19 protein-coding genes are annotated in these 21,753 nt (G+C 60.8%); 15 read left to right on the forward strand and 4 right to left on the reverse strand.

Annotated elements, in window-relative coordinates; translation table 11 throughout:
• The 8 genes from ACA053_RS06860 (at nucleotide 1) to ACA053_RS06895 (ending at nucleotide 10,284) form a co-directional block, all read left to right on the forward strand.
• Nucleotides 1-1,608 (forward strand): 5-guanidino-2-oxopentanoate decarboxylase, encoded by a 1,608-nt coding sequence (locus ACA053_RS06860; protein WP_497394799.1) that lies wholly within the window; start codon nucleotides 1-3, stop codon nucleotides 1,606-1,608.
• 40 nt (nucleotides 1,609-1,648) lie between these two features.
• Nucleotides 1,649-2,839, forward strand: coding sequence for a pyridoxal phosphate-dependent aminotransferase (locus tag ACA053_RS06865; protein ID WP_497394800.1), 1,191 nt, complete (start codon nucleotides 1,649-1,651; stop codon nucleotides 2,837-2,839).
• On the forward strand, nucleotides 2,832-4,247 hold the full coding sequence (locus tag ACA053_RS06870) for an aldehyde dehydrogenase family protein (RefSeq protein WP_497394801.1): 1,416 nt from the start codon (nucleotides 2,832-2,834) through the stop codon (nucleotides 4,245-4,247). Before ACA053_RS06865 ends, ACA053_RS06870 begins: the two co-directional genes overlap by 8 nt.
• A gap of 105 nt (nucleotides 4,248-4,352) precedes the next feature.
• Nucleotides 4,353-5,954 (forward strand): ABC transporter substrate-binding protein, encoded by a 1,602-nt coding sequence (locus ACA053_RS06875; protein ID WP_497394802.1) that lies wholly within the window; start codon nucleotides 4,353-4,355, stop codon nucleotides 5,952-5,954.
• Between the two features lie 167 nt (nucleotides 5,955-6,121).
• A complete protein-coding gene (locus ACA053_RS06880; RefSeq protein WP_497394803.1) occupies nucleotides 6,122-7,081 on the forward strand; it encodes an ABC transporter permease in 960 nt (319 codons plus the stop codon).
• Between the two features lie 3 nt (nucleotides 7,082-7,084).
• A complete protein-coding gene (locus tag ACA053_RS06885) occupies nucleotides 7,085-7,912 on the forward strand; it encodes an ABC transporter permease (protein WP_497394804.1) in 828 nt (275 codons plus the stop codon).
• A gap of 2 nt (nucleotides 7,913-7,914) precedes the next feature.
• Nucleotides 7,915-9,570: an ABC transporter ATP-binding protein gene (locus ACA053_RS06890; RefSeq protein WP_497394805.1), complete on the forward strand. Its 1,656-nt coding sequence runs from the start codon at nucleotides 7,915-7,917 to the stop codon at nucleotides 9,568-9,570.
• 9 nt (nucleotides 9,571-9,579) lie between these two features.
• Nucleotides 9,580-10,284, forward strand: coding sequence for an NAD(P)H-dependent oxidoreductase (locus tag ACA053_RS06895; protein WP_109628432.1), 705 nt, complete (start codon nucleotides 9,580-9,582; stop codon nucleotides 10,282-10,284).
• Between the two features lie 191 nt (nucleotides 10,285-10,475).
• On the opposite strand, the gene ACA053_RS06900 is transcribed toward ACA053_RS06895, so the two are convergent.
• Complete coding sequence (locus ACA053_RS06900) at nucleotides 10,476-10,667, reverse strand: YegP family protein (protein ID WP_010462174.1); 192 nt, start codon at nucleotides 10,665-10,667, stop codon at nucleotides 10,476-10,478.
• 277 nt (nucleotides 10,668-10,944) lie between these two features.
• On the opposite strand from ACA053_RS06900, the gene ACA053_RS06905 reads away from it, so the two are divergent.
• The 5 genes from ACA053_RS06905 (at nucleotide 10,945) to ACA053_RS06925 (ending at nucleotide 16,113) form a co-directional block, all read left to right on the forward strand.
• On the forward strand, nucleotides 10,945-11,913 hold the full coding sequence (locus tag ACA053_RS06905; RefSeq protein ID WP_497394806.1) for a glycosyltransferase family 2 protein: 969 nt from the start codon (nucleotides 10,945-10,947) through the stop codon (nucleotides 11,911-11,913).
• 2 nt (nucleotides 11,914-11,915) lie between these two features.
• A complete protein-coding gene (locus ACA053_RS06910) occupies nucleotides 11,916-12,626 on the forward strand; it encodes a class I SAM-dependent methyltransferase (protein WP_497394807.1) in 711 nt (236 codons plus the stop codon).
• A complete protein-coding gene (locus tag ACA053_RS06915) occupies nucleotides 12,623-13,009 on the forward strand; it encodes a GtrA family protein (RefSeq protein ID WP_497316258.1) in 387 nt (128 codons plus the stop codon). Before ACA053_RS06910 ends, ACA053_RS06915 begins: the two co-directional genes overlap by 4 nt.
• Nucleotides 13,006-15,120: a DUF6311 domain-containing protein gene (locus ACA053_RS06920; protein ID WP_497394808.1), complete on the forward strand. Its 2,115-nt coding sequence runs from the start codon at nucleotides 13,006-13,008 to the stop codon at nucleotides 15,118-15,120. The genes ACA053_RS06915 and ACA053_RS06920 overlap by 4 nt, the downstream gene beginning before the upstream one ends.
• Before the next feature lie 72 nt (nucleotides 15,121-15,192).
• The gene (locus ACA053_RS06925; RefSeq protein WP_497394809.1) at nucleotides 15,193-16,113 is read left to right on the forward strand and encodes a LysR substrate-binding domain-containing protein; all 921 of its coding nucleotides are present in this window, start codon (nucleotides 15,193-15,195) and stop codon (nucleotides 16,111-16,113) included.
• Between the two features lie 48 nt (nucleotides 16,114-16,161).
• On the opposite strand, the gene ACA053_RS06930 is transcribed toward ACA053_RS06925, so the two are convergent.
• Entirely contained in the window at nucleotides 16,162-16,866 is a 705-nt protein-coding gene (locus ACA053_RS06930) for a ribonuclease T2 family protein (protein ID WP_497394810.1), read from the reverse strand.
• A 219-nt stretch (nucleotides 16,867-17,085) separates the two neighbouring features.
• Here ACA053_RS06930 and ACA053_RS06935 point away from each other — a divergent pair, with 219 nt between their 5' ends.
• Nucleotides 17,086-17,451 carry a 5-carboxymethyl-2-hydroxymuconate Delta-isomerase gene (locus tag ACA053_RS06935; RefSeq protein ID WP_497394811.1) on the forward strand — a complete coding sequence of 122 codons (366 nt, stop codon included), beginning with the start codon at nucleotides 17,086-17,088 and terminating at the stop codon, nucleotides 17,449-17,451.
• A 3-nt stretch (nucleotides 17,452-17,454) separates the two neighbouring features.
• Here ACA053_RS06935 and ACA053_RS06940 read toward each other — a convergent pair whose 3' ends face one another.
• Nucleotides 17,455-18,390 carry a LysR family transcriptional regulator gene (locus ACA053_RS06940; RefSeq protein WP_109628439.1) on the reverse strand — a complete coding sequence of 312 codons (936 nt, stop codon included), beginning with the start codon at nucleotides 18,388-18,390 and terminating at the stop codon, nucleotides 17,455-17,457.
• 205 nt (nucleotides 18,391-18,595) lie between these two features.
• Nucleotides 18,596-19,789, reverse strand: coding sequence for a cyanate transporter (locus ACA053_RS06945; protein WP_497394812.1), 1,194 nt, complete (start codon nucleotides 19,787-19,789; stop codon nucleotides 18,596-18,598).
• 478 nt (nucleotides 19,790-20,267) lie between these two features.
• Between ACA053_RS06945 and ACA053_RS06950 the strand changes: the two genes are divergently transcribed.
• Nucleotides 20,268-21,650, forward strand: coding sequence for a glutamine synthetase family protein (locus ACA053_RS06950; protein WP_497394813.1), 1,383 nt, complete (start codon nucleotides 20,268-20,270; stop codon nucleotides 21,648-21,650).
• Nucleotides 21,651-21,753: the final 103 nt, after the last annotated feature.

A 21,753-nucleotide genomic window follows, 5' to 3' on the forward strand; every position in this document is an offset into this window, starting at 1 on the left:
ATGCAAAGCACAACATTGACCGGCGGCCAGGCCTTGGTGCGCCTGCTGGCCAACTACGGCGTCGATACCGTGTTCGGTATCCCCGGCGTACACACGCTGGAGTTGTATCGCGGCTTGCCCGGCAGCGGCATTCGTCACGTGCTGACGCGTCACGAGCAGGGCGCCAGTTTCATGGCCGACGGCTACGCGCGGGTCAGCGGCAAACCGGGCGTGTGCTTCATCATCACCGGGCCCGGCGTGACCAACGCCGCGACCGGCATCGGCCAGGCGTATGCCGACTCGATCCCGATGCTGGTGATTTCCAGCGTCAACCACACCGCCAGCCTCGGTAAAGGCTGGGGGTGCCTGCACGAAACCCAGGACCAGCGCGCAATCACCGCGCCGATCACCGCGTTCTCGGCGGTGGCGCTCAGCGCTGAGGACCTGCCTGAATTGATCGCCCGTGCCTACGCGGTATTCGACAGCGAGCGTCCGCGCCCGGTGCACATCTCGGTGCCGCTCGACGTGTTGTCGGCAAAAGTCAGCCGCGACTGGAGCAATGAAGTGGTGCGTCGCCCAAGCCGTGGCGTACCGGCCGCCACGGCGCTGGATCAGGCCGTGGCCAAGCTGCAAAACGCCAAGCGGCCGATGATCATCGCCGGCGGCGGTGCATTGAATGCGCAGCTGGAACTGCATGAACTCAGTTCCCGACTCGCCGCGCCGTTGTTCACCAGCGTGGCTGGCAAAGGCCTGTTGGCGCCGGATGCACCGCTCAATGCCGGCTCGACCCTGTGCGTGGAGCCGGGGTGGCAACTCATCGCCGAGGCCGACGTGGTGCTGGCGGTCGGCACCGAAATGGCCGACACCGATTTCTGGCGCGAGCGTCTGCCGCTGAATGCCGAGCTGCTGCGCGTCGACATCGACCCACGCAAGTTCAACGATTTCTACCCGTGTGCGGTGGCGCTGCAAGGCGATGCGCAACACACCCTCGCGGCTTTGCTGGAGCGTCTGCCAACCGGCAAACGTGATGCCAGTGCCGCGATCGCGTCCGTTGCTGCACTGCGTGAAGCGGTGCAAAACAGCCACGGCCCGTTGCAGTCGATCCACCAGGCAATTCTCGAACGTATCGCCGCCGAGCTGCCGGACGATGCCTTCATTAGCACTGACATGACCCAACTGGCCTACACCGGCAACTACGCCTTCAACAGCCTGGCGCCGCGCAGTTGGTTGCATCCGACCGGTTACGGCACGCTGGGTTATGGCTTGCCGGCGGGCATCGGCGCCAAGTTCGGCGCGCCGCAGCGGCCTGGTCTGGTGCTGGTCGGCGACGGCGGTTTTCTCTACACCGCGCAAGAACTGGCCACTGCCGTCGAAGAGCTGGACAGCCCGCTGGTGGTGTTGCTCTGGAACAACGACGCGCTGGGGCAGATTCGCGACGACATGATCGGGCTGGATATCGAGCCGATTGGCGTGCTGCCGCGCAACCCGGATTTTTCCGCCCTCGGCCGCGCGTTTGGCTGCACGGTGAGCGAGCCGCAGAGCCTGGCCGAACTGCAAACCGATTTGCGCCACGGCTTCAAGCGCAACGGTGTGACGCTGATCGAACTCAAGCATGCGTGCGCGCTCTGACGGCCATTTTTTTACAGGGCTTTTTTTAGGGGATGGGGACATGCGCTTTTCCGATCTGACTCAACGTATCGCTGGTGACGGCGCCGCCGCCTGGGACATTCATTACCGCGCACTGGCGCTGCAAGAGAAGGGTGAAGACATCCTGCTGCTGTCAGTCGGTGACCCGGATTTCGACACGCCGCTGCCGATTGTCCAGGCCGCCATCGACAGCCTGTTGTCTGGCAACACTCACTACGCCGACGTGCGCGGTAAACGCGCGTTGCGTGAAAGCATCGCTAAACACTACGGAAAACGTAGCGGCCAGCAGGTCTCGGCGGATCAGGTCACCGTGCTCGCCGGGGCGCAATGCGCGTTGTTCTGCGTGGCTCAGTGCGTGCTGAATCCGGGTGATGAAGTAATCGTCGCCGAGCCGATGTACGTGACCTATGAAGCGGTGTTCGGTGCCTGTGGCGCGGTGGTGATTCCGGTGCCGGTGCGGTCTGAAAACGGTTTTCGGGTGTTGCCCGAAGACGTCGCCGCCCGCATCACGCCGCGCACTCGGGCGCTGGCGCTGAACAGTCCACACAACCCGTCGGGTGCCAGTTTGTCGCGCAGCACCTGGCAGGCGCTTGCCGATTTGTGCATCGCCCACGACCTCTGGCTGATTTCCGATGAGGTCTACAGCGAGTTGCTGTTCGACGGCGAACACATCAGCCCGGCGAGTTTGCCGGGCATGGCCGAGCGCACCGCGACGCTCAACAGCCTGTCGAAATCCCACGCCATGACCGGCTGGCGCATCGGCTGGTCGATCGCGCCACCGGCGCTGGCCGCGCACCTGGAAAACCTCGCGCTGTGCATGCTCTACGGGTTGCCGGATTTCGTGCAGGACGCCGCCGTCGTCGCGCTGGAAAGCAACCTGCCGGAACTGGAAGCAATGCGCGAAGCCTATCGCCAGCGTCGGGATCTGGTCTGCGAATGCCTGGCCGACTGCCCCGGCGTGCGTGCCTTGAAACCCGATGGCGGGATGTTCGTGATGGTCGATGTCCGCGACACCGGGCTCAGCGCCCAGGCGTTTGCCGACCGCTTGCTCGACCGTCATGGCGTGTCGGTGCTGGCCGGTGAAGCCTTCGGCCCGAGCGCTGCCGGGCACATTCGTCTGGGGTTGGTGCTGGGTGCGGAACCGTTGCGTGACGCCTGCCAGCGAATCACCCGATGCGCCACTGAACTGATGGAAGACCCAGTCTATGCATAACCACAAAACGCTGTTTATCGATGGTCGCTGGCAGACCCCGTCGGGGCAGGGCATCGCCGAAGTGATCAACCCGGCCACTGAGGAAGTCGCAGGTTCGGTGCCGCTGGGCGATGAACTCGATGTTGACAACGCGGTGGCCGCGGCGCGTCGCGCGTTCGGTCCTTGGTCACGGACGCCTTCAAGCGTTCGCGCCGGATACATCCGCGCGCTCGCCGAGCAGTTGCGCACGCGGGCCGACGAGATGGCCGCGGTCATCACCACTGAGTTGGGGATGCCGGTGCAATGGTGCCGTTCGGTGCAGGTCGACGGCCCCATCATCGGCCTGGAGCAATACGTCGAACTCGCCGGTTTGATGGACGAAGTACGCGAGGTCGGCAATTCACTGGTGATTCGCGAAGCCGTCGGCGTGTGTGCCTTCATCAACCCGTGGAACTACCCGCTGCATCAACTGATCGGCAAGCTCGCACCGGCGCTGGCCGCCGGTTGCACCGTGGTGGTCAAGCCGAGTCAGGAAACCCCGCTGCACGCGTTTTTGCTGGCGCAGATGATCGAAGCGATCGGCTTGCCCGCCGGGGTCTTCAACCTGGTCAGCGGTCCGGGTTCGAAGGTCGGCGAAGCGCTGGCCAAACACCCGGACGTGGACATGGTCTCGTTCACCGGATCCACCGGCGCCGGGGTGCGCGTGGCGCAAGCGGCGGCGCCTTCGGTGAAGCGCGTGTGCCTGGAACTGGGCGGCAAGTCGCCGCTGTTGATTGCCGAGGATGCCGATCTGGCTGCCGCTGTGCGCTACGGCGTGCAGGACGTGATGATCAATTCCGGGCAAACCTGCACCGCGTTGACCCGCATGTTGCTGCCCGCCAGCCGTTACACCGAAGCGGTGGAACTGGCCATCGCCGAAACCCAAAGCCTGCGCATGGGTGATCCGCTGGACCCGCAGAGTTTCCTCGGGCCGATGTGTTCGGCAGCGCAGCGTCGCACTGTGCATGACTACATTCAGATTGGTCAGCAGGACGGCGCGCGGCTGGTGTATGGCGGCGATGCAACGCACGCATTCGAGCGCGGTTACTACGTCAGTCCGACGCTGTTCGCCGATGTCGACAACCGCATGCGCATCGCCCAGGAAGAAATCTTCGGGCCGGTGCTGTGCCTGATTCCTTACGCCGATGAAGCGCAAGGGATTCAGATCGCCAACGATTCGCCGTTCGGTCTGTCCAGCGGTGTCTGGGCCGGCAGCACCGAGCGTGCCTTGCAACTGGGCCGTCAACTGCGGGCGGGCCAGTGTTTCCTCAATGGCGCCGCGTTCAATTATCAGGCGCCGTTCGGTGGCTACAAACAGTCGGGCAATGGCCGTGAATGGGGAGAAGAAGGGCTCAACGAGTTTGTCGAAGTGAAGGCGATCCAGGTGTGACCGTTGACGATTCAAACGATCTGCGCACCGGGCCCTGGCCCGGTGCCTTGCGTGGCTTCAAACCGGTAATTCATTACTAACTTGCTTGTGATCAGGGGCAATGCAATGAGCGATAACAAAAACAACATTACTCAAGCGAACCATGAATTCAGTTTTCCGCGTCGGGACTTCCTCAAATACAGCGCCGCGGCGGCTGTCGTCGCCGGGGCGTTCTCCATGGGTTTGCCGATGGGCGCCTTCGCCCAGGAAGCCACGCCCAAACCGGGTGGCGTGTTGCGCCTTGGCCTGGCGGGCGGCAGCACCACCGACTCCAAAGACCCCGGCTCCTGGAGCGACACCTTCACCTTCGTCGGCTTCTCGGCGGTCTATAACACCCTGACCGAAATCGCCGTGGACGGCACCGCCATACCGGAACTGGCCGAGAGCTGGACTTCGACGCCAGACGCGCGCATCTGGACTTTCAAGTTGCGTCAGGGCGTGACCTTCCACAACGGCAAGACCCTGACGGCGGAAGACGTCGTCGCGTCGATCCAGCATCACCTCGGCGAGAAATCCACGTCAGCGGCGAAAACCGTGTTGGGCGACGTCGCCAAGGTCAGCGCCCAAGGCACTGACAGCGTGGTGTTCGAACTGAAGTCGGGCAACGCCGATTTCGCCTATGTGGTCGCCGATTACCATCTGGTGATCATGCCGGCCAAGGACGGTGTGCCGGACTGGCAGGCCGGCATCGGCACCGGCGGCTATCGCCTCAAGGACTTCGAACCGGGTGTGCGCATGGCCCTGGAACGCAGCCCCGATTACTGGAAAGCGGGCCGGGCGCACTTCGCCAGCGCCGAGCTGATTGCGATTTCCGATGGCGCGGCGCGAATCAACGCGCTGGTCACCGGGCAGGTCGATGTGATCAACAAGGTCGACTTGAAAACCGTTGCCTTGCTCAAGCGCAATCCGAACCTGGTGATCGAAGAAACCAAAGGCGCGCAGCACTACACCTTCCCGATGTTGTGCGACAGCCAGCAGTTCCAGGACAGCAACATCCGCCTGGCGATGAAACACGCGATCAATCGCGAAACGCTGTTGGCTTCGGTGTTGTATGGCTATGGACTGGTGGGCAACGACCACCCCATCCAGCCTGGCAGCCGCTTTATCAACACGGCGCTGGAGCAACGCGCTTACGACCCGGACAAGGCGCGTTTCTACCTGCGTCAGGCCGGTGTCGACTCGCTCAAGGTTCGTCTGCAAGCGTCTGACGCGGCGTACAGCGGCGCGGTGGATGCCTCGGTGTTGTTCAAGGAGCAGGCGCGTCAGGCCGGGATCGATATCGACGTGGTTCGTGAGCCGGCGGATGGCTTCTTCTCCAATGTCTGGATGAAGCAACCGTTCACCACGTCCTTTTGGTACAGCAGCCTGACCGCCGACCGGATGTTCAGCATCGGCTACGCCAAGGGCGCCGCGTGGAATGAAACCCATTGGGACAACCCGCGCTTCAACCAACTGCTGAACGCCGCCCGCGGCGAGATGAACGACCCGTTGCGCCGCGAGATGTACAACGAAATGCAGGCGCTGTGCCGGGACGATGGCGGGGCGATTGTGCCGTTGTTTGCCAGTTCGGTGGCGGCGCGCTCGAACCGCGTCGTGCACGGCGGCCAGACCGCGCCTTACGGCGAGCTGGATGGGTTGCGCGTCATCGAGCGGTGGTGGCAGGCGTAAGGGAATCTTCAAACCAGTGAAGATCCAGTGTGGGAGCGAGCCTGCTCGCGATGGCGGTGAGACATTCAACATCGATGTTGGATGTGCCGGCCTCATCGCGAGCAGGCTCGCTCCCACAGTGGAAGTTCGCAGTTTTTGCAAGCGTGCCCATTTCAAGGACCTGCATGATGAATAGTATTTTCAAGCTGTTGGCGCAGCGTTTGGCATTGGGGTTGTTATCGCTCTTCGCGGTATCGGTGATTATCTTCCTCGCCGTCGGCATGCTCCCGGGCGATATCGCCCAGGCCATGCTCGGCCAATCTGCCACCCCGGAAACCGTCGCGGCGTTCCGCACGCAATTGGGCCTGGACCTGCCACCGCTAACCCGCTTCGGTCTCTGGATCGGGCACCTGCTGCAAGGGGACCTCGGGGTTTCGCTGGCCAACCAGCGGCCGATCGCCGACCTGGTCGCTACACGCCTGGGCAACACCTTCAGCCTGGCGGCGCTGGCGGCATTGGTGTCGGTGCCGCTCGCGTTGTTGCTGGGGATGCTCGCGGCGCTGTATCGCAACAGTTGGTTCGACCGCTTGCTCAATACCAGCGCCCTCAGCGCCGTATCGTTTCCAGAGTTCTTCGTCGCCTACCTCCTGATCCTGGTGTTCGCGGTGAAGCTCAACTGGTTCCCGAGCATTTCCAACCTGGCTCCGGACGCTTCGTTTGGCACCGTGCTGGAACGCTCGGTGCTGCCGGTCGCGACCCTGAGCCTGGTGGTTATCGCGCAGATGATGCGCATGACCCGCGCCTCGCTGATCAACTTGCTGGCCAGCCCGTACATCGAAATGGCCCGGCTCAAGGGCATCAGCCAGTCGCGCATCATCTTCCGCCACGCCTTGCCCAACGCCCTGGCGCCGATCGTCAACGTGGTGGCGCTGAACCTCGCGTACCTGGTGGTCGGCGTGGTGGTGGTCGAGGTGGTGTTCGTCTACCCGGGCCTCGGCCAATTGCTGGTGGACTCGGTGGCCAAGCGCGACATCCCGGTGGTCCAGGCCTGCAGCCTGATTTTCGCGGCGACCTACATCCTGCTCAACACCACGGCGGATGTGCTTTCCATCGCCAGCAACCCACGCCTGATGCATCCGAAGGGGTAGAACATGAGCTTGTTCAAACAATTGGTCCGGGCGCCGCTGAGTGCCCAGTTCGGACTGCTGGTGATCATTCTGTACATCCTCGTGGCGCTGTTCGCCCCGTTACTGGCGCCGTATGGCGAAACGCAAGTGGTCGGTGAGGGCTTCGCTCCGTGGAGTGGCCAGTTTCTGCTGGGAACCGATAACCTCGGGCGCGACATGTTCAGCCGCCTGGTCTACGGCGCGCGCAACACCTTGGGCATCGCGTTCCTGACCACGGTGCTGGCGTTCCTGCTCGGCGGCCTGAGCGGTTTGATCGCGGCGATCAAGGGCGGCTGGGTCGATCAGGGCTTGTCGCGGGTCGTCGATATCCTGATGGCGATTCCGCAGCTGATTTTCGCCTTGCTGATCCTCAGCGTGGTCGGCACCACCGCGACGTCGCTGGTGCTCGTCATCGCGCTGCTGGACGCAACCCGAGTGTTTCGTCTTTCGCGGGCCGTGGCGATGAACGTGGTGGTGCAAGACTTCGTCGAAGCCGCACGCCTGCGCGGAGAAGGCCTGTGGTGGCTGGTCACCCGCGAAGTGTTGCCCAACGCTGCCGCGCCGCTGATTGCCGAATTCGGCCTGCGCTTCTGTTTCGTGTTTTTGTTCATCAGCGCGCTGTCGTTTCTTGGCCTGGGCATTCAACCGCCCACCGCCGATTGGGGCAGCATGGTCCGCGACAATGCGGTGCTGATTACTTTCGGCGACGTCAGCCCCTTGCTGCCCGCCCTGGCGGTGGCGTTGATCACGGTCAGCGTCAACTTCGTCGTCGACTGGATGCTGCATAAATCCAGCGGCCTCAAGGAGTGCTGAACATGACCGCGATCACAAACGAAAAGCCGCTGCTGGACATCCGCGACCTGCACATCGAAGGTCATTACGAAGACGCCTGGCACCCGCTGATCAAAGGCATTGATCTGACCCTGCAACGCGGGGAAGTGCTGGGGCTGATCGGCGAATCGGGGGCCGGCAAGTCGACCCTCGGCCTCGCCGCCATGGGCTACACCCGCGACGGCTGCCGGATCACCGGCGGCTCGGTGCAGTTCGACGGCATCGACCTGCTGCACGCCAAACCCGAAGCGCTGCGCAAACTGCGTGGCCTGCGAATCGCCTACGTGGCACAAAGTGCTGCGGCGTCGTTCAATCCGGCCCATCGCCTGATTGATCAGCACGTAGAAACGGCGGTGAAAAACGGTGGCATGAGCCGCGCCCAGGCGATGACGGAAGCGGTGGAGCTGTATCGGGTGCTGCGTTTGCCGAACCCGGAACAGATCGGCCAGCGCTATCCGCATCAGGTGTCCGGCGGGCAGTTGCAACGGGTCATGACCGCGATGGCCATGGCGTGCCATCCGGACCTCATCATCTTCGACGAACCGACCACCGCCCTCGACGTCACCACGCAGATTGAAGTGCTGGCCGCCATTCGCGATGCAGTAGCGACGTACGGCAGCGCCGCGATCTACATCAGTCACGACCTGGCGGTGGTCGCGCAAATGGCCGACCGGATCATGGTGCTGCGCCACGGCAAACTGGTGGAGGAGGCCGAAACCCGCCAGATGCTTGGCGATCCGCAAGAGGATTACACCAAGTCCCTGTGGGCGGTGCGCAGCTTTCGCACCGAGCCCAAGCCGTGCCCGCAGCAGGAAAAACCGCTGCTGGAATTACGCAAAAGCTGCGCCAGTTACGGTCATCAACCGGTGCTGCACGATGTCTCGCTGAAGCTGTATCGCGGCCAGACCCTGGCGGTGATCGGGGAGTCCGGCAGCGGCAAAAGTTCGACCGCGCGCTTGATCACCGGCCTGCTGCCGCCGACGTCGGGTCAGGTGCTGTATGACGGCGAGGCGCTGCCGGCGGACTTTCGTCGGCGCAGCAAGGAGCAACTGCGGCGCATCCAGATGATCTACCAGATCCCGGATACAGCACTGAACCCGCGTCAGCGCATCGTCGACATCATTGGTCGGCCGCTGACGTTTTATCTGGGGCTCAAGGGCAAGGCGATGCGCGCGCGGGTGGCCGAGTTGCTGGAAATGATCGAGCTTGATCCGGCGACCTTCATGGAGCGCCAACCCCGCGAACTGTCCGGTGGTCAGAAGCAACGCGTGTGCATCGCCCGGGCATTGGCGGCTGATCCGCAGTTGATCATTTGCGACGAAGTGACCTCGGCGCTGGATCAACTGGTGGCCGAAGGCGTGCTGAAACTGCTCAACCGGATTCAGCAGCAACTGGGCGTCGCTTATCTGTTCATCACCCACGATGTCGCCACCGTCCGGGCGATTGCCGATGAGGTGCTGGTGATGCAACAGGGCAGGGTGGTCGACCACGGTTCGCGCAGCGCCATTTTTACCCCGCCGCATCAGGATTACACCGGCCTGCTGTTTTCATCCGAACCGCAAATGGACCCCGACTGGCTCGACCGGTTGCTGGCCACGCGCGCGTTATCGTCCTCCGATTCAAAACCTGTAAACGTTTAGGGAATTGCCATGAAAGTTCTGATTGTCCACGCTCACCCGGAGCCGAAATCCTTTACCGCCGCCCTGCGTGACCAGGCGGTGGCGACACTCGAGGCCCAGGGGCATGAGGTCCAGGTCAGCGACCTGTATGCGATGAACTGGAACCCTGTGGCCAGCGCCGATGATTTTTCTTCGCGGGAGAACCCCGAATACCTGGTGTATGCGCTGGAACAACGATTGGGGGTGAAGAGCCAGTCGCTGGCGCCGGACATCCAGCAAGAACTCGACAAGCTGTTGTGGGCCGACTTGCTGATTCTGAACTTCCCGATTTTCTGGTTCTCGGCTCCGGCGATGCTCAAGGGCTGGATTGATCGGGTGCTGGTGTCGGGGATCTGCTACGGCGGCAAACGCTTTTACGACCAGGGCGGATTGAGCGGCAAAAAGGCGCTGGTGACGGTCACCTTGGGTGGCCGCGAGCATATGTTCGGTGACGGCGCGATCCACGGTCCGCTGGAGGATATGTTGCAGCCGATCCTGCGCGGTACGCTGGCTTATGTCGGGTTTGATGTGCTGGAACCCTTTGTGGCGTGGCATGTGCCGTACATCAGCGATGAAGCGCGCAAGGACTTCCTGCAGAGTTATCAGCAGCGTCTGGAGCATCTGAGTGATGATCAGCCGATGCAGTTTCCGCGGTTGTCGCAGTTTGATGAGGCGTTGTATCCATTGCCTGGCTAAAAGGGGCGTTGTCCAAGAGTTTGATGGGGCTCTTTCGGGCCCCTTCGCGAGCAAGCCCGCTCCCACATTGGATCTGTGGCGATCACAAATCCCCTGTGGGAGCGGGCTTGCTCGCGAAGGGGCCAGTCATATCAACCCAAAATACCGAAGCTGTTCACAGCACCTGAACAGTTTCGGCATTGGTTTTTGGTTTAAATCTCCTTCACCGGCGTCTCACCCTCAACCCCTTTGATCAACCCGATGGCATGCAGGCAATCCGCCTTGTTCACATACGACTCGCCACTGGCGATCGTCTCGTGATTCCCCGCCCTCAAGCGCCAGCGCCATTGTCCTTTCCCGGTGCTCGGCGTGCCTTTGGATTGCCTGTAAATCTCGAAATACATTCTGCTCGCTCCATGCGATGGGTAATTGCGACAACCTGTGTGACGCATCGGGGGCAAGCCTAGCGGAGCTGGGTTTTTTGACCATCAGGCATTTGTTTCCAATAGTTTGAGGGCATTTCCTACAGCCGAATTGGCCGTGAGTGGATGGCCAAAATCCCCGCAGTTTCGCCCTTGCATCACCTCCCTCGGTCCTGCTTAATACGACACGGCTCATGGCGTCGGGCAGCTGTCGGCGACCTCGGATTGTAGAAAAATCACTATAAAAAAGAGCAATCAATTGACTCATCAGCACGGAACGCAACTGAACGGGCATTTGCAGCTTTCGCTCGTGATCCCGGTGTTCAATGAAGCGGCGACCATCGATTTGTTCATCGCACGGATCACTGACGTCTTCAAGGAAGAGACGCTAGTTGGTCTGGAAATGGTCTTCGTCAACGACGGCAGCACCGACACCACGCTCGACCTGCTGCTGGAGCGTCAACAGACTGATTCGCGCCTGCGCATCGTCGACTTGAGCCGCAATTTCGGCAAGGAAGCGGCTCTGACCGCCGGTTTGCAGACCGCCACTGGCCAGGTGGTGGTGCCGATCGATGTCGATTTGCAGGACCCGCCCGAAGTCATTCTCGACATGATCGCCCTTTGGCGTGAAGGCTATGAAGTGGTGCTGGGCCATCGTGTAAGCCGCAAGACCGACACCTGGGCCAAGCAGACCTCGGCCAACTGGTTCTACCGCCTGCACAACAAAATCGCCGAGCAACACCTGCCGGAAAACGTCGGCGATTTTCGCCTGATGGACCGTTGTGTGGTGGATGCCTTGCAGACGCTGCCCGAGTCCCGGCGCTTCATGAAAGGCCTGTTTGCCTGGGTCGGCTTTCGCACCACCCACGTGAACTACGAGCGCTTGGAACGGGTGGCAGGAGCGACCAAGTTCAACGGTTGGCGCTTGTGGAATTTCGCGCTGGAAGGCATCACCAGTTTCAGCACGGAACCGCTGCGCATCTGGACGTATCTGGGGCTGGTCGTCTCGCTGATCTCTTTCTCGTTCGCCATTTTTATCATCCTGCGCACCCTGATCTCCGGTGTCGATCTGCCGGGTTATGCCTCGCTGATGGTCGCCGTCACGTTTCTGGGCGGCCTGCAATTGATCGGCATCGGTGTGCTAGGTGAATACCTCGGCCGGACGTACATCGAGTCAAAACGCCGCCCGGTGTATCTGGTGCGCCGCGTCTATGACCCAAAGGACTGACCATGGATCTCAAGGAAACCGACATCCTCGGTTCGAGCATTGACCAACATTGGTATTACGCCTCCAAAGCTGCGGCCACGACGCGAATGCTGGGCCACACGCCGTTCAAAAAGATTCTCGACGTGGGCGCAGGCTCCGGGTTCTTTTCCCACCATTTGCTGACGCATTCAGCGGCCGGTGAAGCGTGGTGCGTCGACATCAGTTACGACGCCGATTCGGACGCCACCACCGCCGGTAAACCGGTGCATTACCGTCGCGACATCGACGCGGTGGACGCCGACCTGGTGCTGCTGATGGATGTGCTGGAACATGTCGATGACGATGTCGGGTTACTCAAGGCCTACGTCGATAAAGTGCCCTCCGGCAGCCGTTTCCTGATGACGGTGCCGGCGTTCCGGTTTCTCTGGAGCGGGCACGATGAGTTCCTTGAACACAAGCGCCGCTATACCTTGCCGCAGCTGGAGACGGTGGCTCGGGAGGCCGGTTTGACCGTGAAGCAGGGCGCTTACTACTTCGGCCTCGTGTTCCCGATTGCCGCCACCCTGCGCTTGCTGCCCAAAGGGGCACAACAGTTGCCACCGCGCTCGCAACTCAAGCAGCACCATCCGCTGGTGAATACGATCTTGAAGTCGCTGTGCAGTGTTGAACTGCCGTTCATGGGCGCGAATCGTCTGGCCGGGCTGACGGTGTTTGTCCTGGCGCAGAAGCCGTGACGGCAGCCGAAAAATCCGCCTTGATCCAGCGTGGCCTGCGCTTTGCCGTGACCGGGTTGTTCGTCACAGCCCTGCATGCGCTGGTGGCTGTGTTGTTCATCCACTATGTGCTGCCTTCGCCACCCTTGGCCAATGGCGCGGCGTTCGCCGTGGCGACCATCGTGTCTTACCTGATCAATACCACCTGGAGCTTTTCCGCCCGATTGCACGGCCGGACGCTGCTGCGCTTCATGATGGTGTCCGTTGCCGGTTTTCTGCTGGCGATGCTGGTGGCCTGGGCCGCGCAAATGGCCGGGCTGCATTATTTGTTTGGAATCTGTGCTGTGGCACTGACCCTTCCGGCCTTCACCTTTGTATTGCATAACTTCTGGACGTATCGATGACGGAATCAGCTAAACGCCTGGCGATCACCCTTTTGCCCCTGTTGATCGGTGTCATGGCCTTTTTCCTCATCATCGGGCCGCGAGCGCTCAACCCGCAGAACATCGCGTGGCTGGGTAACGGCGACCCGGCGACGCATTACCTGGGATGGGTGTTTTTCCGGCAGTCGCCGTGGACATTTCCGATAGGGCTCAATCCTTCCTATGGAATGGAATTGGGCAATGGCATCATTTTTTCTGATTCCAATCCGCTGCTGGCTTTCCTGTTCAAGCCCTTCGCTGCACTGTTGCCGACGCCATTTCAGTATTTCGGTATCTGGTTCCTGACCTGCTTCGTCCTGCAGGCGTGGTTCGCCTGGAAAGTGGTGGGGCTGATGTCCTCGCATGTGGGTGTACGTGCGGTGAGTACGGCGTTGTTTCTCTTTGTGCCGCCGATGCTCATGCGCATGCCCTTCCATTTGTCACTGGGTGGGCATTTCCTGGTGCTGGCCTCGTTTTACCTGGGCCTGCATCCGCACCTGCGCCATCGACGCCTGGCCTGGGGCGCGTTGCTGGCGGCGGCCGCGCTGGTCCATGCATACTTTCTGGCGATGGTTGCATTGATCTGGATCGCCGATCTGGCTGCGGGGTATTTCAAGAAGAAACTTACGCTACGGTCTGCGTTGATCGAGTTCATCGCGCTGTTTTCGTTGGTCAGCTTTTGCTGTTGGCAGGCCGGGTATTTTTCGGTGAGCGCCGAAGGTGCGATCTCCGGCGGTTTCGGCATCTACGGCATGAACCTGCTGTCACTGTTCGATTCGGGGAATTGGTCTTATCTACTGAAGGATCTGCCCGGTGTTCAAGGGTTCGGTGACGGGGAAGGGTTTGTCTTTCTGGGCCTCGGGCTGATCACGCTGGGCATTTGCGCCGTGGTCGGTTTGCTTCAAGGCACGACAGGTTTCGGGCACCACGTGCGGCGCCGACCTTTTTTGCTGTTGGCGCTGGTAGGGCTGACGGTGTTCGCGATTTCAAACCATGTGGCGCTGGGCTTGCTGGAGTTCACCTATCCGCTGCCACCGGTGGTGATTTCCATCGCCAATATCTTCCGCGCCTCGGGGCGCATGTTCTGGCCTGTGTACTACGCAATTATCATTGCCATCATTTTCCTGGTCATTCGCGCCAATACGCCGCGCACAGCCTTGAGCCTGTTATCGCTGGCGCTGCTGATACAGATTCTGGACACTCATGCCGGCTGGGTCGGGGTTCGCAAGCAATTGATGATGGAACCGGCGTCGAAATGGGCGTCGCCCATGGTCGATCCGTTCTGGGAAAGCGCGGCGGCCCATTACAAGAACATTCGCTGGATAGTCCCGCAGAATCTGTCCCCGCAGTGGATGTCCGTGGCGGCTTTCGCAGGTGCCCATGGTTTGCCGACGAATGCCGTTTACCTAGGGCGGATGGACACGGCCAATTGGATAAAGGCCGAGCAGGATACGGCTCGTGAAATGGCGTCGGGCAAGTACGACGCCGACTCGTTGTACCTGCTTGATGAGCGTGCGTTGATCCAGTCGGTGAGAAACATCAATACCCCAACAGATCTCTTCGCCCGGATTGACGGGTTCACGGTCCTGGCTCCAGGCTGGAAACAGTGCAGCACTTGCTTGCAGGCGACTTCTCAAATCAATCCGCTGGACCTGGTGCCGTCCCTCGAACCCGGACAAAAAACCTTGTTCACTTACGGCAACAAGGGCGGGGCGCTGCTGGCCAAGGGCTGGTCCGAGACTGAACCCTGGGGGGTCTGGTCCAAAGGGCCCGACGCTGAAGTCATGTTCCGGACCCCGGCGCCTGTGCATTCCTTGCGTCTGGAGACCACGGCGTTTCTGCCGCCTGGCCATGCGCGGCAGCGGGTTGTCATCAGCATCAACGGCCTGCCGGCAACGAATACCGAGCTTGAGCAGGCCGATGGCAACGTGATCGATGTTCCCCTCACCACCGAGATGCAGCAACGGGTGTCGAGTCAGGGTGTCGTGAGGTTGCAACTGCAGTTTGCCGACGCCGTCAGCCCGAAACAGTTTGGGCTCGGCCCGGACGTTCGCCAACTCGCGCTAGGGTTGAAGGCCTTGACGGTCAATTGAAGGCCGACGCCCGTAGACGCCCCCGTCGTGCCTTTCTAAACTGCCTGCAGTGTTGGGGAACGGGGGCAAGGAATGAATCGCAACGAACTGCGCAAGGCTGACATCAACCTGATGGTGGTGTTCGAGACGTTGATGCTTGAGCGCAACGTCACGCGTGTGGCGGAGAAGCTGTTTCTCGGCCAGCCGACCATCAGTGCCGCGCTCAACCGCCTGCGGACGATGTTCAACGATCCGCTGTTCATTCGCGTCGGTCATCGCATGGAGCCGACGGCGCGGGCCGAGGAAATCATCCTGCACCTGTCGCCAGCGTTGGATTCGTTGTCGGTGGCCTTGAGCCTGACCCACGATTTCGACCCGGCCAGCAGCACCATGACCTTTCGCATCGGGCTGTCGGATGACGTCGAGTTCGGCCTGCTGCCGCCGCTGCTGCGGGCCTTGCGTCAGGAAGCGCCGAAGGTGGTGTTCGTGGTGCAACATGTCGATTACTGGCGCATTCCCGACTTGCTGGCCTCCGGCGATATCACCGTCGGCATCAGCCAGACCCGCGGTCTGCCGGCCAATGCCAAACGCAAATTGCTGCGGCACATCCAGCCGAGCATTTTGCGCGCCGACGCTTCGGACACCCCGCTGACCCTCGACGAATATTGCGCCCGGCCCCACGTGCTGGTGTCGCACACCGCCAACGTCAGTGGCTACGCCGATGAATGGCTGGCGGAGATCGGACGTACACGCCAGGTCGTGCTGTCGGTGCCGCAATACAGTTCGCTGCCGGCCTTGCTCGCCGGCACCGACCTGATCGCCAGCCTGCCGGATTACGCGGCCGAGGCGATGGCCGCCTCAGGGCAACTGTTCAAGGAAGACTTTCCGTTCAAGACCCCGACGCTGGACTTGTCCATGGTCTGGCTCAGTCATGTCGATACCGATCCGGCCGAACGCTGGTTGCGCGCGCGGCTTGAGGCGTTCATGAGCGAGCGCCTTGAGTCGCCGATCTGAAATCTGCCAGGCAGGGGCGCTGACTCCTTCGGACTGAGCGCCAAGTGATCAAGCCTTCGGAATATGGATTTCCCGTGCCTGGCACTTTTCCCCGATTTGCAGCTTTTGATCCTCGGTGTAAGGCTGCCCCTGCCTATCAATCAGAAAGAACACTTCGAATAGATGCTGTTTGCCGCCCTGGCTGGCGCAACGAAATGAGGTGTTGCTCGGAAACAGCGCTTTTAATTGGTTCAGGTCCAGGGATTCTCCCTGAAACGTGTTGAAGTCCGAGTTGTATTTGACCGCGCTACGCAACTTCACAAAGTCCTCGAAATACCGGGTTTTGCTGGTGCCATAGCAAGTGCCATGTTTTTTCCATTCGTGTTTCATCAGGTATTCGGGCGATTCGGTGACAATTTCAGAAAAGCCGTCATTGGCCTGTGCCAGTTTCTGGTCTGTGTCGGACAGTTCGCAAGCTGCCTCCGTCTGACCACAACCCGCTGACTGGATACAGGAAGACGGGTGTCGATTGGCTGATTGGGCAGTGCTGTTGAAATAAGCCCAGATACCGTGGGTATAGAAGACGTTTTTCGGCTTGTCGCAACCCTCAGTGGTGGGTTTCAACATGCAAAACGTTGGCTGCCAGGTGACGGCGTAGACGAGGTAGTCGAAGTGTGCGCTAGGCGCTCCCTCCATGCTTTCTTCGCCGGGGTCCAGGGCGTGGGCGCAGAGAGAAAAAACAGACAGGGCCATTGAGGCGTAAAGACGGTTCATGGTGTTCGATCCTTGAATCAGTTTATTTTCGGGTTACCTCCTCACTGCTTGAGAGGACGCTTGCAGGTTCAGCGTCATGATCAATTAACGGCGCACTTCTAATTTCAGACCTGATCAGGAAACACTAGTACAGTACGGGTCATTGGGAAATCCAAGTAGATGTACGGCCAACGCCAATATCCTTGTTTGAGTACTGTCATTTTAATCAGGAGCCAAACCATGCCCCACCTGCACATGGAATACACCGCCAACCTGCCCGGGCTGAACGCCGACGTGGCGTTGATTCGGCTCAATAATGCCTTGGTGGCTTCTGGTCAGTTTGCTGCGGAGTTCGATATCAAGAGCCGTGCGGTGAAGGTCGAGACGTTCAAGGTCGGCACGGCGATGGCAGAACGGGCGTTTGTGCATGTGAAACTGGCGCTGCTGAGCGGCCGCTCGCCGCAGATCAAAAAACAGTTGTCCGAGAACCTGCTGGCCGTGGTGCAGGAGCTGTGTGAATGGCCGACGGGGGTTGAAGTCCAATTGTGTGTGGAGATCCTCGATATCGATCGAGAGTCCTACACCAAGACTGCCATCGGCCACTGAGTTTCAGGCCATTTCCTGCTCTGCGCAGGCCTTGATCACCTGCTCGCGCAGCCAAGTGTTGGCGCTGTCCTGATCGACGCTTTGACTCCACTGCATGTCCAGGGTGAAACCCGGCAAGCCGTTGGGCGCTTCGCAGTGATTGAAGATCGCCTCGTTGGCCAGCAATTGCTGGACGCGGCGAGGCAACGTCAGGATGAAGTCGGTGCCGGTGATCATTTTCAGCGCCGCGCTGTAGCTGTTGGAACGCGCGATAATCTGCCGTTTGTGCGCCTGTCGCGCGAGCCAGCCATCGACCATGTTGGTGGTGGATGTCCACGGCGTCGGAAACACATGCCTGCGTTCGACAAACGCCTTCAGGCTTAAACGTGGCTCTAGTGGCGTGGCGCGTTTGTCGAAGACGCAGACCAGATCATCTTCCAGCAACATCCGGGATTTGAAGTCGCTGTGGCTGCGATGAAGATGCGGGCCGAAACAAATCACCAGGTCGAGGCTGCCATCGCGCAGGTCTTCGGCGGGAATGTCGGTTTCGAACTTGTGCATGTTCACCATCACTGGCAGGTCGGCGAAATCGAAACTTTTCAACAGGCGCGGCAGGATCAACTGCTCGAAGTATTCCGGTGCACAGATATTGAACGTCACCGGTTGTCGAGTGGGGTCGAACGTCTGGGCGCCGGCGTGGCAGAGGTTGATGCTTTCGAGGATCTTCAGCACATGGGTGTACATGGTGCTGGCTTTGTACGTGGGGCGCATTCCCGTGCGGGTATTGATGAACAACTCATCTTCGAAACTGGTGCGCAGTTTCTTCAGGCAGTAACTCACGGTGGACTGGCTGACGCAGAGCGCCTCCGACACTCCGGTGACGCTGCTTTGCTCATACACGGCGGCAAACACCATGAGGTCCTGCATATCGAGCTTTCTAAGCAAGTTACTGTTCAGCATCCGTTCTGTCTCGCTGTGCTCCTTGCGCTGACTGTGCGCAAACGTGTGCGAACGATCCTAACGGAACGATGGTGCCAGGAGAATGCCCTGTAGGATGTTTCATGGTCGGTTGTGGGACAGAAAATGTTCCGAACACGACTTATGAATTTAATCCCACAAAACATGGCCAGAGGCCTTTACTCCTGAACGCTGATAAACAGGGTGCTCAGGCGGCTGTAGGAAATTGCCGGGCGTAATGCCGCGGATTGAGGCGCAGGGCCATCAGGATCATCAGCGCCATGACACCGGTCAGGCACCACCAGGCCCATTCGAAACTGCCCAGTTGATCGCGCACCATCCCGGCCATCAGCGGCGACAGGCCCGCGATCAGGTAGCCGATGCCCTGGACGAAGGCTGTCAGCCCGCCGGCGCGTTGCGGGTTGTCGAGGTGATCCAGCGACACAATCAGGCTCATCGGGAACAGGCCGCCGATGCCCAATCCCAACAGGCACGGCCACAACAGGCTGAGGTGTTGCGGGCTGAGGATCAACCCGCAGAAACCGGCCATGATCAGCGCCAGCAACACCACCAGCACCAGGCGCCGGTCACGGCTGCGGTTGGCGATGACGGGGGTCACCAGCCCGGACACCACTTCCATGGCAGTCAAGAAGCCCAGCAGCAAACCGGCATTTTGTTCGCTCCAGCCCTTTTCCACGTAGTACGGCGCCAGCCAGGCCAGCACACAGGTGTAGGACGCAGTGCCCAGACCGAAGAAGATGGCGAGTAACCAGGCGCGGGAATTTGTGAAGAACGATGTGTTGCGGGGTGCTGCTGCCGTTGGCGTCGATGTTCCCGCACGCCCGACGCTCCAGAACAGCAACGCCACCAGGGCCAACGCGGCCCAGATCGCCAACCCAACGCGCCAGCTACCGGTGCGGTTCATCACTAAAGGTGAAAACGATGCGGCAATCGCCGCACCGCCCATGATCGACGTCACATAGAGCCCCATGCACACCGCAACGTTGTCGCTGAAGCGGGATTTGATCAGCGCCGGCATCAATGCCTGTATCAGGGCAATACCGACGCCGGCCAGCATGGCGCTGAGGATCAGTTCGGCTGCCGAGTCCACAAACAGCCGCGACACCGTGGCCAGGCCAATGATCACGAGCGAGATCACCACGGTGCGCTGTTCACCCAGGCGCTGGCTGACGCTCAAGCCAAAGAACATCGCCAGCCCCATGGCCATGACCGGCAGCATGGTCAGCAGCGAAGCCAGGCTGAAACTCAACGGGACGTCACCACGAATGGCCGACAGCAAGGGCCCGACGGCCGCCATCGACGGGCGCAGGTTCAGGGCGACGAGGAGGATGCTGACCATCAGCCAGAGGGCAGGGCGGGAGGTTGCGCGGACGTTTTCCATCAATCGGACCTTCAATAATCAGGAGCCGATTAGGCGCGCGAGGACGGGAGGCCGCAAATCAGATAGTCCACAGGGGTATTTAAAAACTAAATACCTCTGTCGCAACACCATCCCTGTGGGAGCGGGCCTGTGGTGAGGGGATAAATCCCCTCACCACAGGCCCGCTCCCACAGGGATGGTGGTGTGCCAGGGATGATTGTTTAGTCTGCCCACACCCAAAGTTCTTCAAATCCCGATTTAACGACCTGACCACCCGTGTGACGCTGCTGCTCATCTGTTTTCTGCGGTTATTTCTATGGACGGTTGCCCCGTCGCACTTCCTTCCGAACTAGCCTTCTGGGCGCTCTGGCACTGCCGGCACGCACGCCCACCGGATTCCTGCCTTTCCCGTTGATTCTTCTGACAGGTCCCGCGCTGTGCGCCGGGATCAAACCGGCAGCGCCTGCGCGTGTGCCTGACGCGGAAAAAGAGAATGCCCATGAGTTGCGCCACGACCTCCTTCGCCACGAAGCAAGAAGCCCTGACCTTTCTTGAACAGAACCCGGATATCGAGATGTTCGAGTTGTTCATCCTCGACAACAACGGCGTGCCTCGCGGCAAGCTGCTGCATCGCGATGAACTGCTGGCGGTGTACGAAAGCGGGCGGCCATTGCCGAGCACCATTCTCGGCCTGACCATCAACGGCGATGACGTGGAAAACTCAGGCCTGGTCTGGGACGTCGGCGACATCGATTGCCGGGCGTACCCGATCAGCGGCAGTCTGACGCGCATGCCGTGGCGGTTGATTCCGACGGCGGCGGTGCAGGTCAGCATGCACCCGAAGGAAGGCATGCCGGCGACGATTGCTGATCCACGGCACCTGCTGGCGAAGGTGATTGAAGGCTTGCAGGCCGACGGCTTTTACCCGGTGATGGCGGCGGAGCTGGAGTTCTATTTGCTCGATCAGCAGCGCGACAGCAATGGCCGGCCGCAACCGGCGCGGGACGTCGATGGCGGGCGACCGCGCTCGACGCAAGTCTACGGCTTGCGTGAGCTTGAGCAGATCGAGCCGTTCCTGGCGGATCTCTACAGTGCCTGCAAGTTGCAAGGCATTCCGGCGCGCACGGCGATCTCCGAATACGCGCCGGGGCAAGTGGAAATCACCCTCGAACACCGCACCGACGCCCTGCAGGCGATGGACGAAGCGGTGCGCTACAAGCGGCTGGTCAAAGGCGTCGCGCATAAACACGGCATGGCGGCCTGCTTCATGGCCAAGCCGTTCGATGACCTGGCGGGCACCGGCATGCACATGCACGTCAGCCTGGCGGACAAGGACGGCAATAACCTGTTCGCCAGCGAATCCCCGGACGGCACGCCGCTGCTCAAACATGCGGTCGGCGGCATGCTCAGCACCTTGCTCGATTCGTTGCTGCTGTTCTGTCCGAACGCCAACTCTTACCGTCGATTCCAGACCAACAGCTACGCGCCGCTGGCAGCGACCTGGGGCGTCGACAACCGTACCGTGAGCCTGCGCGTGCCCGGCGGGCCGGCCTTCTCTCGGCACATCGAGCACCGCATCTGCGGTGCCGACGCCAACCCGTATCTGGCGGCCGCGGCGATTCTGGCCGGCATCCATCGCGGCATTCGCGAACAGCTCGACCCGGGCGCGCCCGTGGAAGGCAATGGTTATGCCCAGGCTACGGAATTGTTGCCAACCGACTGGCTGACCACATTGCGCGCGCTGGAAGGTTCGACCTGGGCACGTGAAGCGTTCGGCGGTGAATTCCTCGGCGTGTACCTGGCGGTGAAACGCGCCGAGTATCGGCAGTTCATGGGCGAAGTCGGTGAGCAAGACTGGCGTTGGTATTTGCACCAGGCCTGAACAAAAGCTGAACCATTCTCAAATAAGTTGTAAGTGTCGACCTGATAACAGAGGCCAACTAATCGTTGGCTTCTTTTTCACAAAAAATTGATGGTTGGCTGCC

This window comes from Pseudomonas sp. LBUM1672, assembly GCF_059695655.1.

Bases quoted from the DNA above. Each gene is read 5' to 3' on its own strand.
- ACA053_RS06910 (WP_497394807.1), top strand. From the start codon at position 11,916: ATGGATCTCAAGGAAACCGACATCCTCGGTTCGAGCATTGACCAACAT.
- ACA053_RS06885 (WP_497394804.1), top strand. From the start codon at position 7,085: ATGAGCTTGTTCAAACAATTGGTCCGGGCGCCGCTGAGTGCCCAGTTC.
- ACA053_RS06925 (WP_497394809.1), top strand. From the start codon at position 15,193: ATGAATCGCAACGAACTGCGCAAGGCTGACATCAACCTGATGGTGGTG.
- ACA053_RS06870 (WP_497394801.1), top strand. From the start codon at position 2,832: ATGCATAACCACAAAACGCTGTTTATCGATGGTCGCTGGCAGACCCCG.
- ACA053_RS06900 (WP_010462174.1), bottom strand. From the start codon at position 10,667: ATGTATTTCGAGATTTACAGGCAATCCAAAGGCACGCCGAGCACCGGG.
- ACA053_RS06930 (WP_497394810.1), bottom strand. From the start codon at position 16,866: ATGAACCGTCTTTACGCCTCAATGGCCCTGTCTGTTTTTTCTCTCTGC.
- ACA053_RS06935 (WP_497394811.1), top strand. From the start codon at position 17,086: ATGCCCCACCTGCACATGGAATACACCGCCAACCTGCCCGGGCTGAAC.
- ACA053_RS06950 (WP_497394813.1), top strand. From the start codon at position 20,268: ATGAGTTGCGCCACGACCTCCTTCGCCACGAAGCAAGAAGCCCTGACC.
- ACA053_RS06890 (WP_497394805.1), top strand. From the start codon at position 7,915: ATGACCGCGATCACAAACGAAAAGCCGCTGCTGGACATCCGCGACCTG.
- ACA053_RS06940 (WP_109628439.1), bottom strand. From the start codon at position 18,390: ATGCTGAACAGTAACTTGCTTAGAAAGCTCGATATGCAGGACCTCATG.
- ACA053_RS06945 (WP_497394812.1), bottom strand. From the start codon at position 19,789: ATGGAAAACGTCCGCGCAACCTCCCGCCCTGCCCTCTGGCTGATGGTC.
- ACA053_RS06920 (WP_497394808.1), top strand. From the start codon at position 13,006: ATGACGGAATCAGCTAAACGCCTGGCGATCACCCTTTTGCCCCTGTTG.
- ACA053_RS06860 (WP_497394799.1), top strand. From the start codon at position 1: ATGCAAAGCACAACATTGACCGGCGGCCAGGCCTTGGTGCGCCTGCTG.
- ACA053_RS06865 (WP_497394800.1), top strand. From the start codon at position 1,649: ATGCGCTTTTCCGATCTGACTCAACGTATCGCTGGTGACGGCGCCGCC.
- ACA053_RS06880 (WP_497394803.1), top strand. From the start codon at position 6,122: ATGAATAGTATTTTCAAGCTGTTGGCGCAGCGTTTGGCATTGGGGTTG.
- ACA053_RS06895 (WP_109628432.1), top strand. From the start codon at position 9,580: ATGAAAGTTCTGATTGTCCACGCTCACCCGGAGCCGAAATCCTTTACC.
- ACA053_RS06875 (WP_497394802.1), top strand. From the start codon at position 4,353: ATGAGCGATAACAAAAACAACATTACTCAAGCGAACCATGAATTCAGT.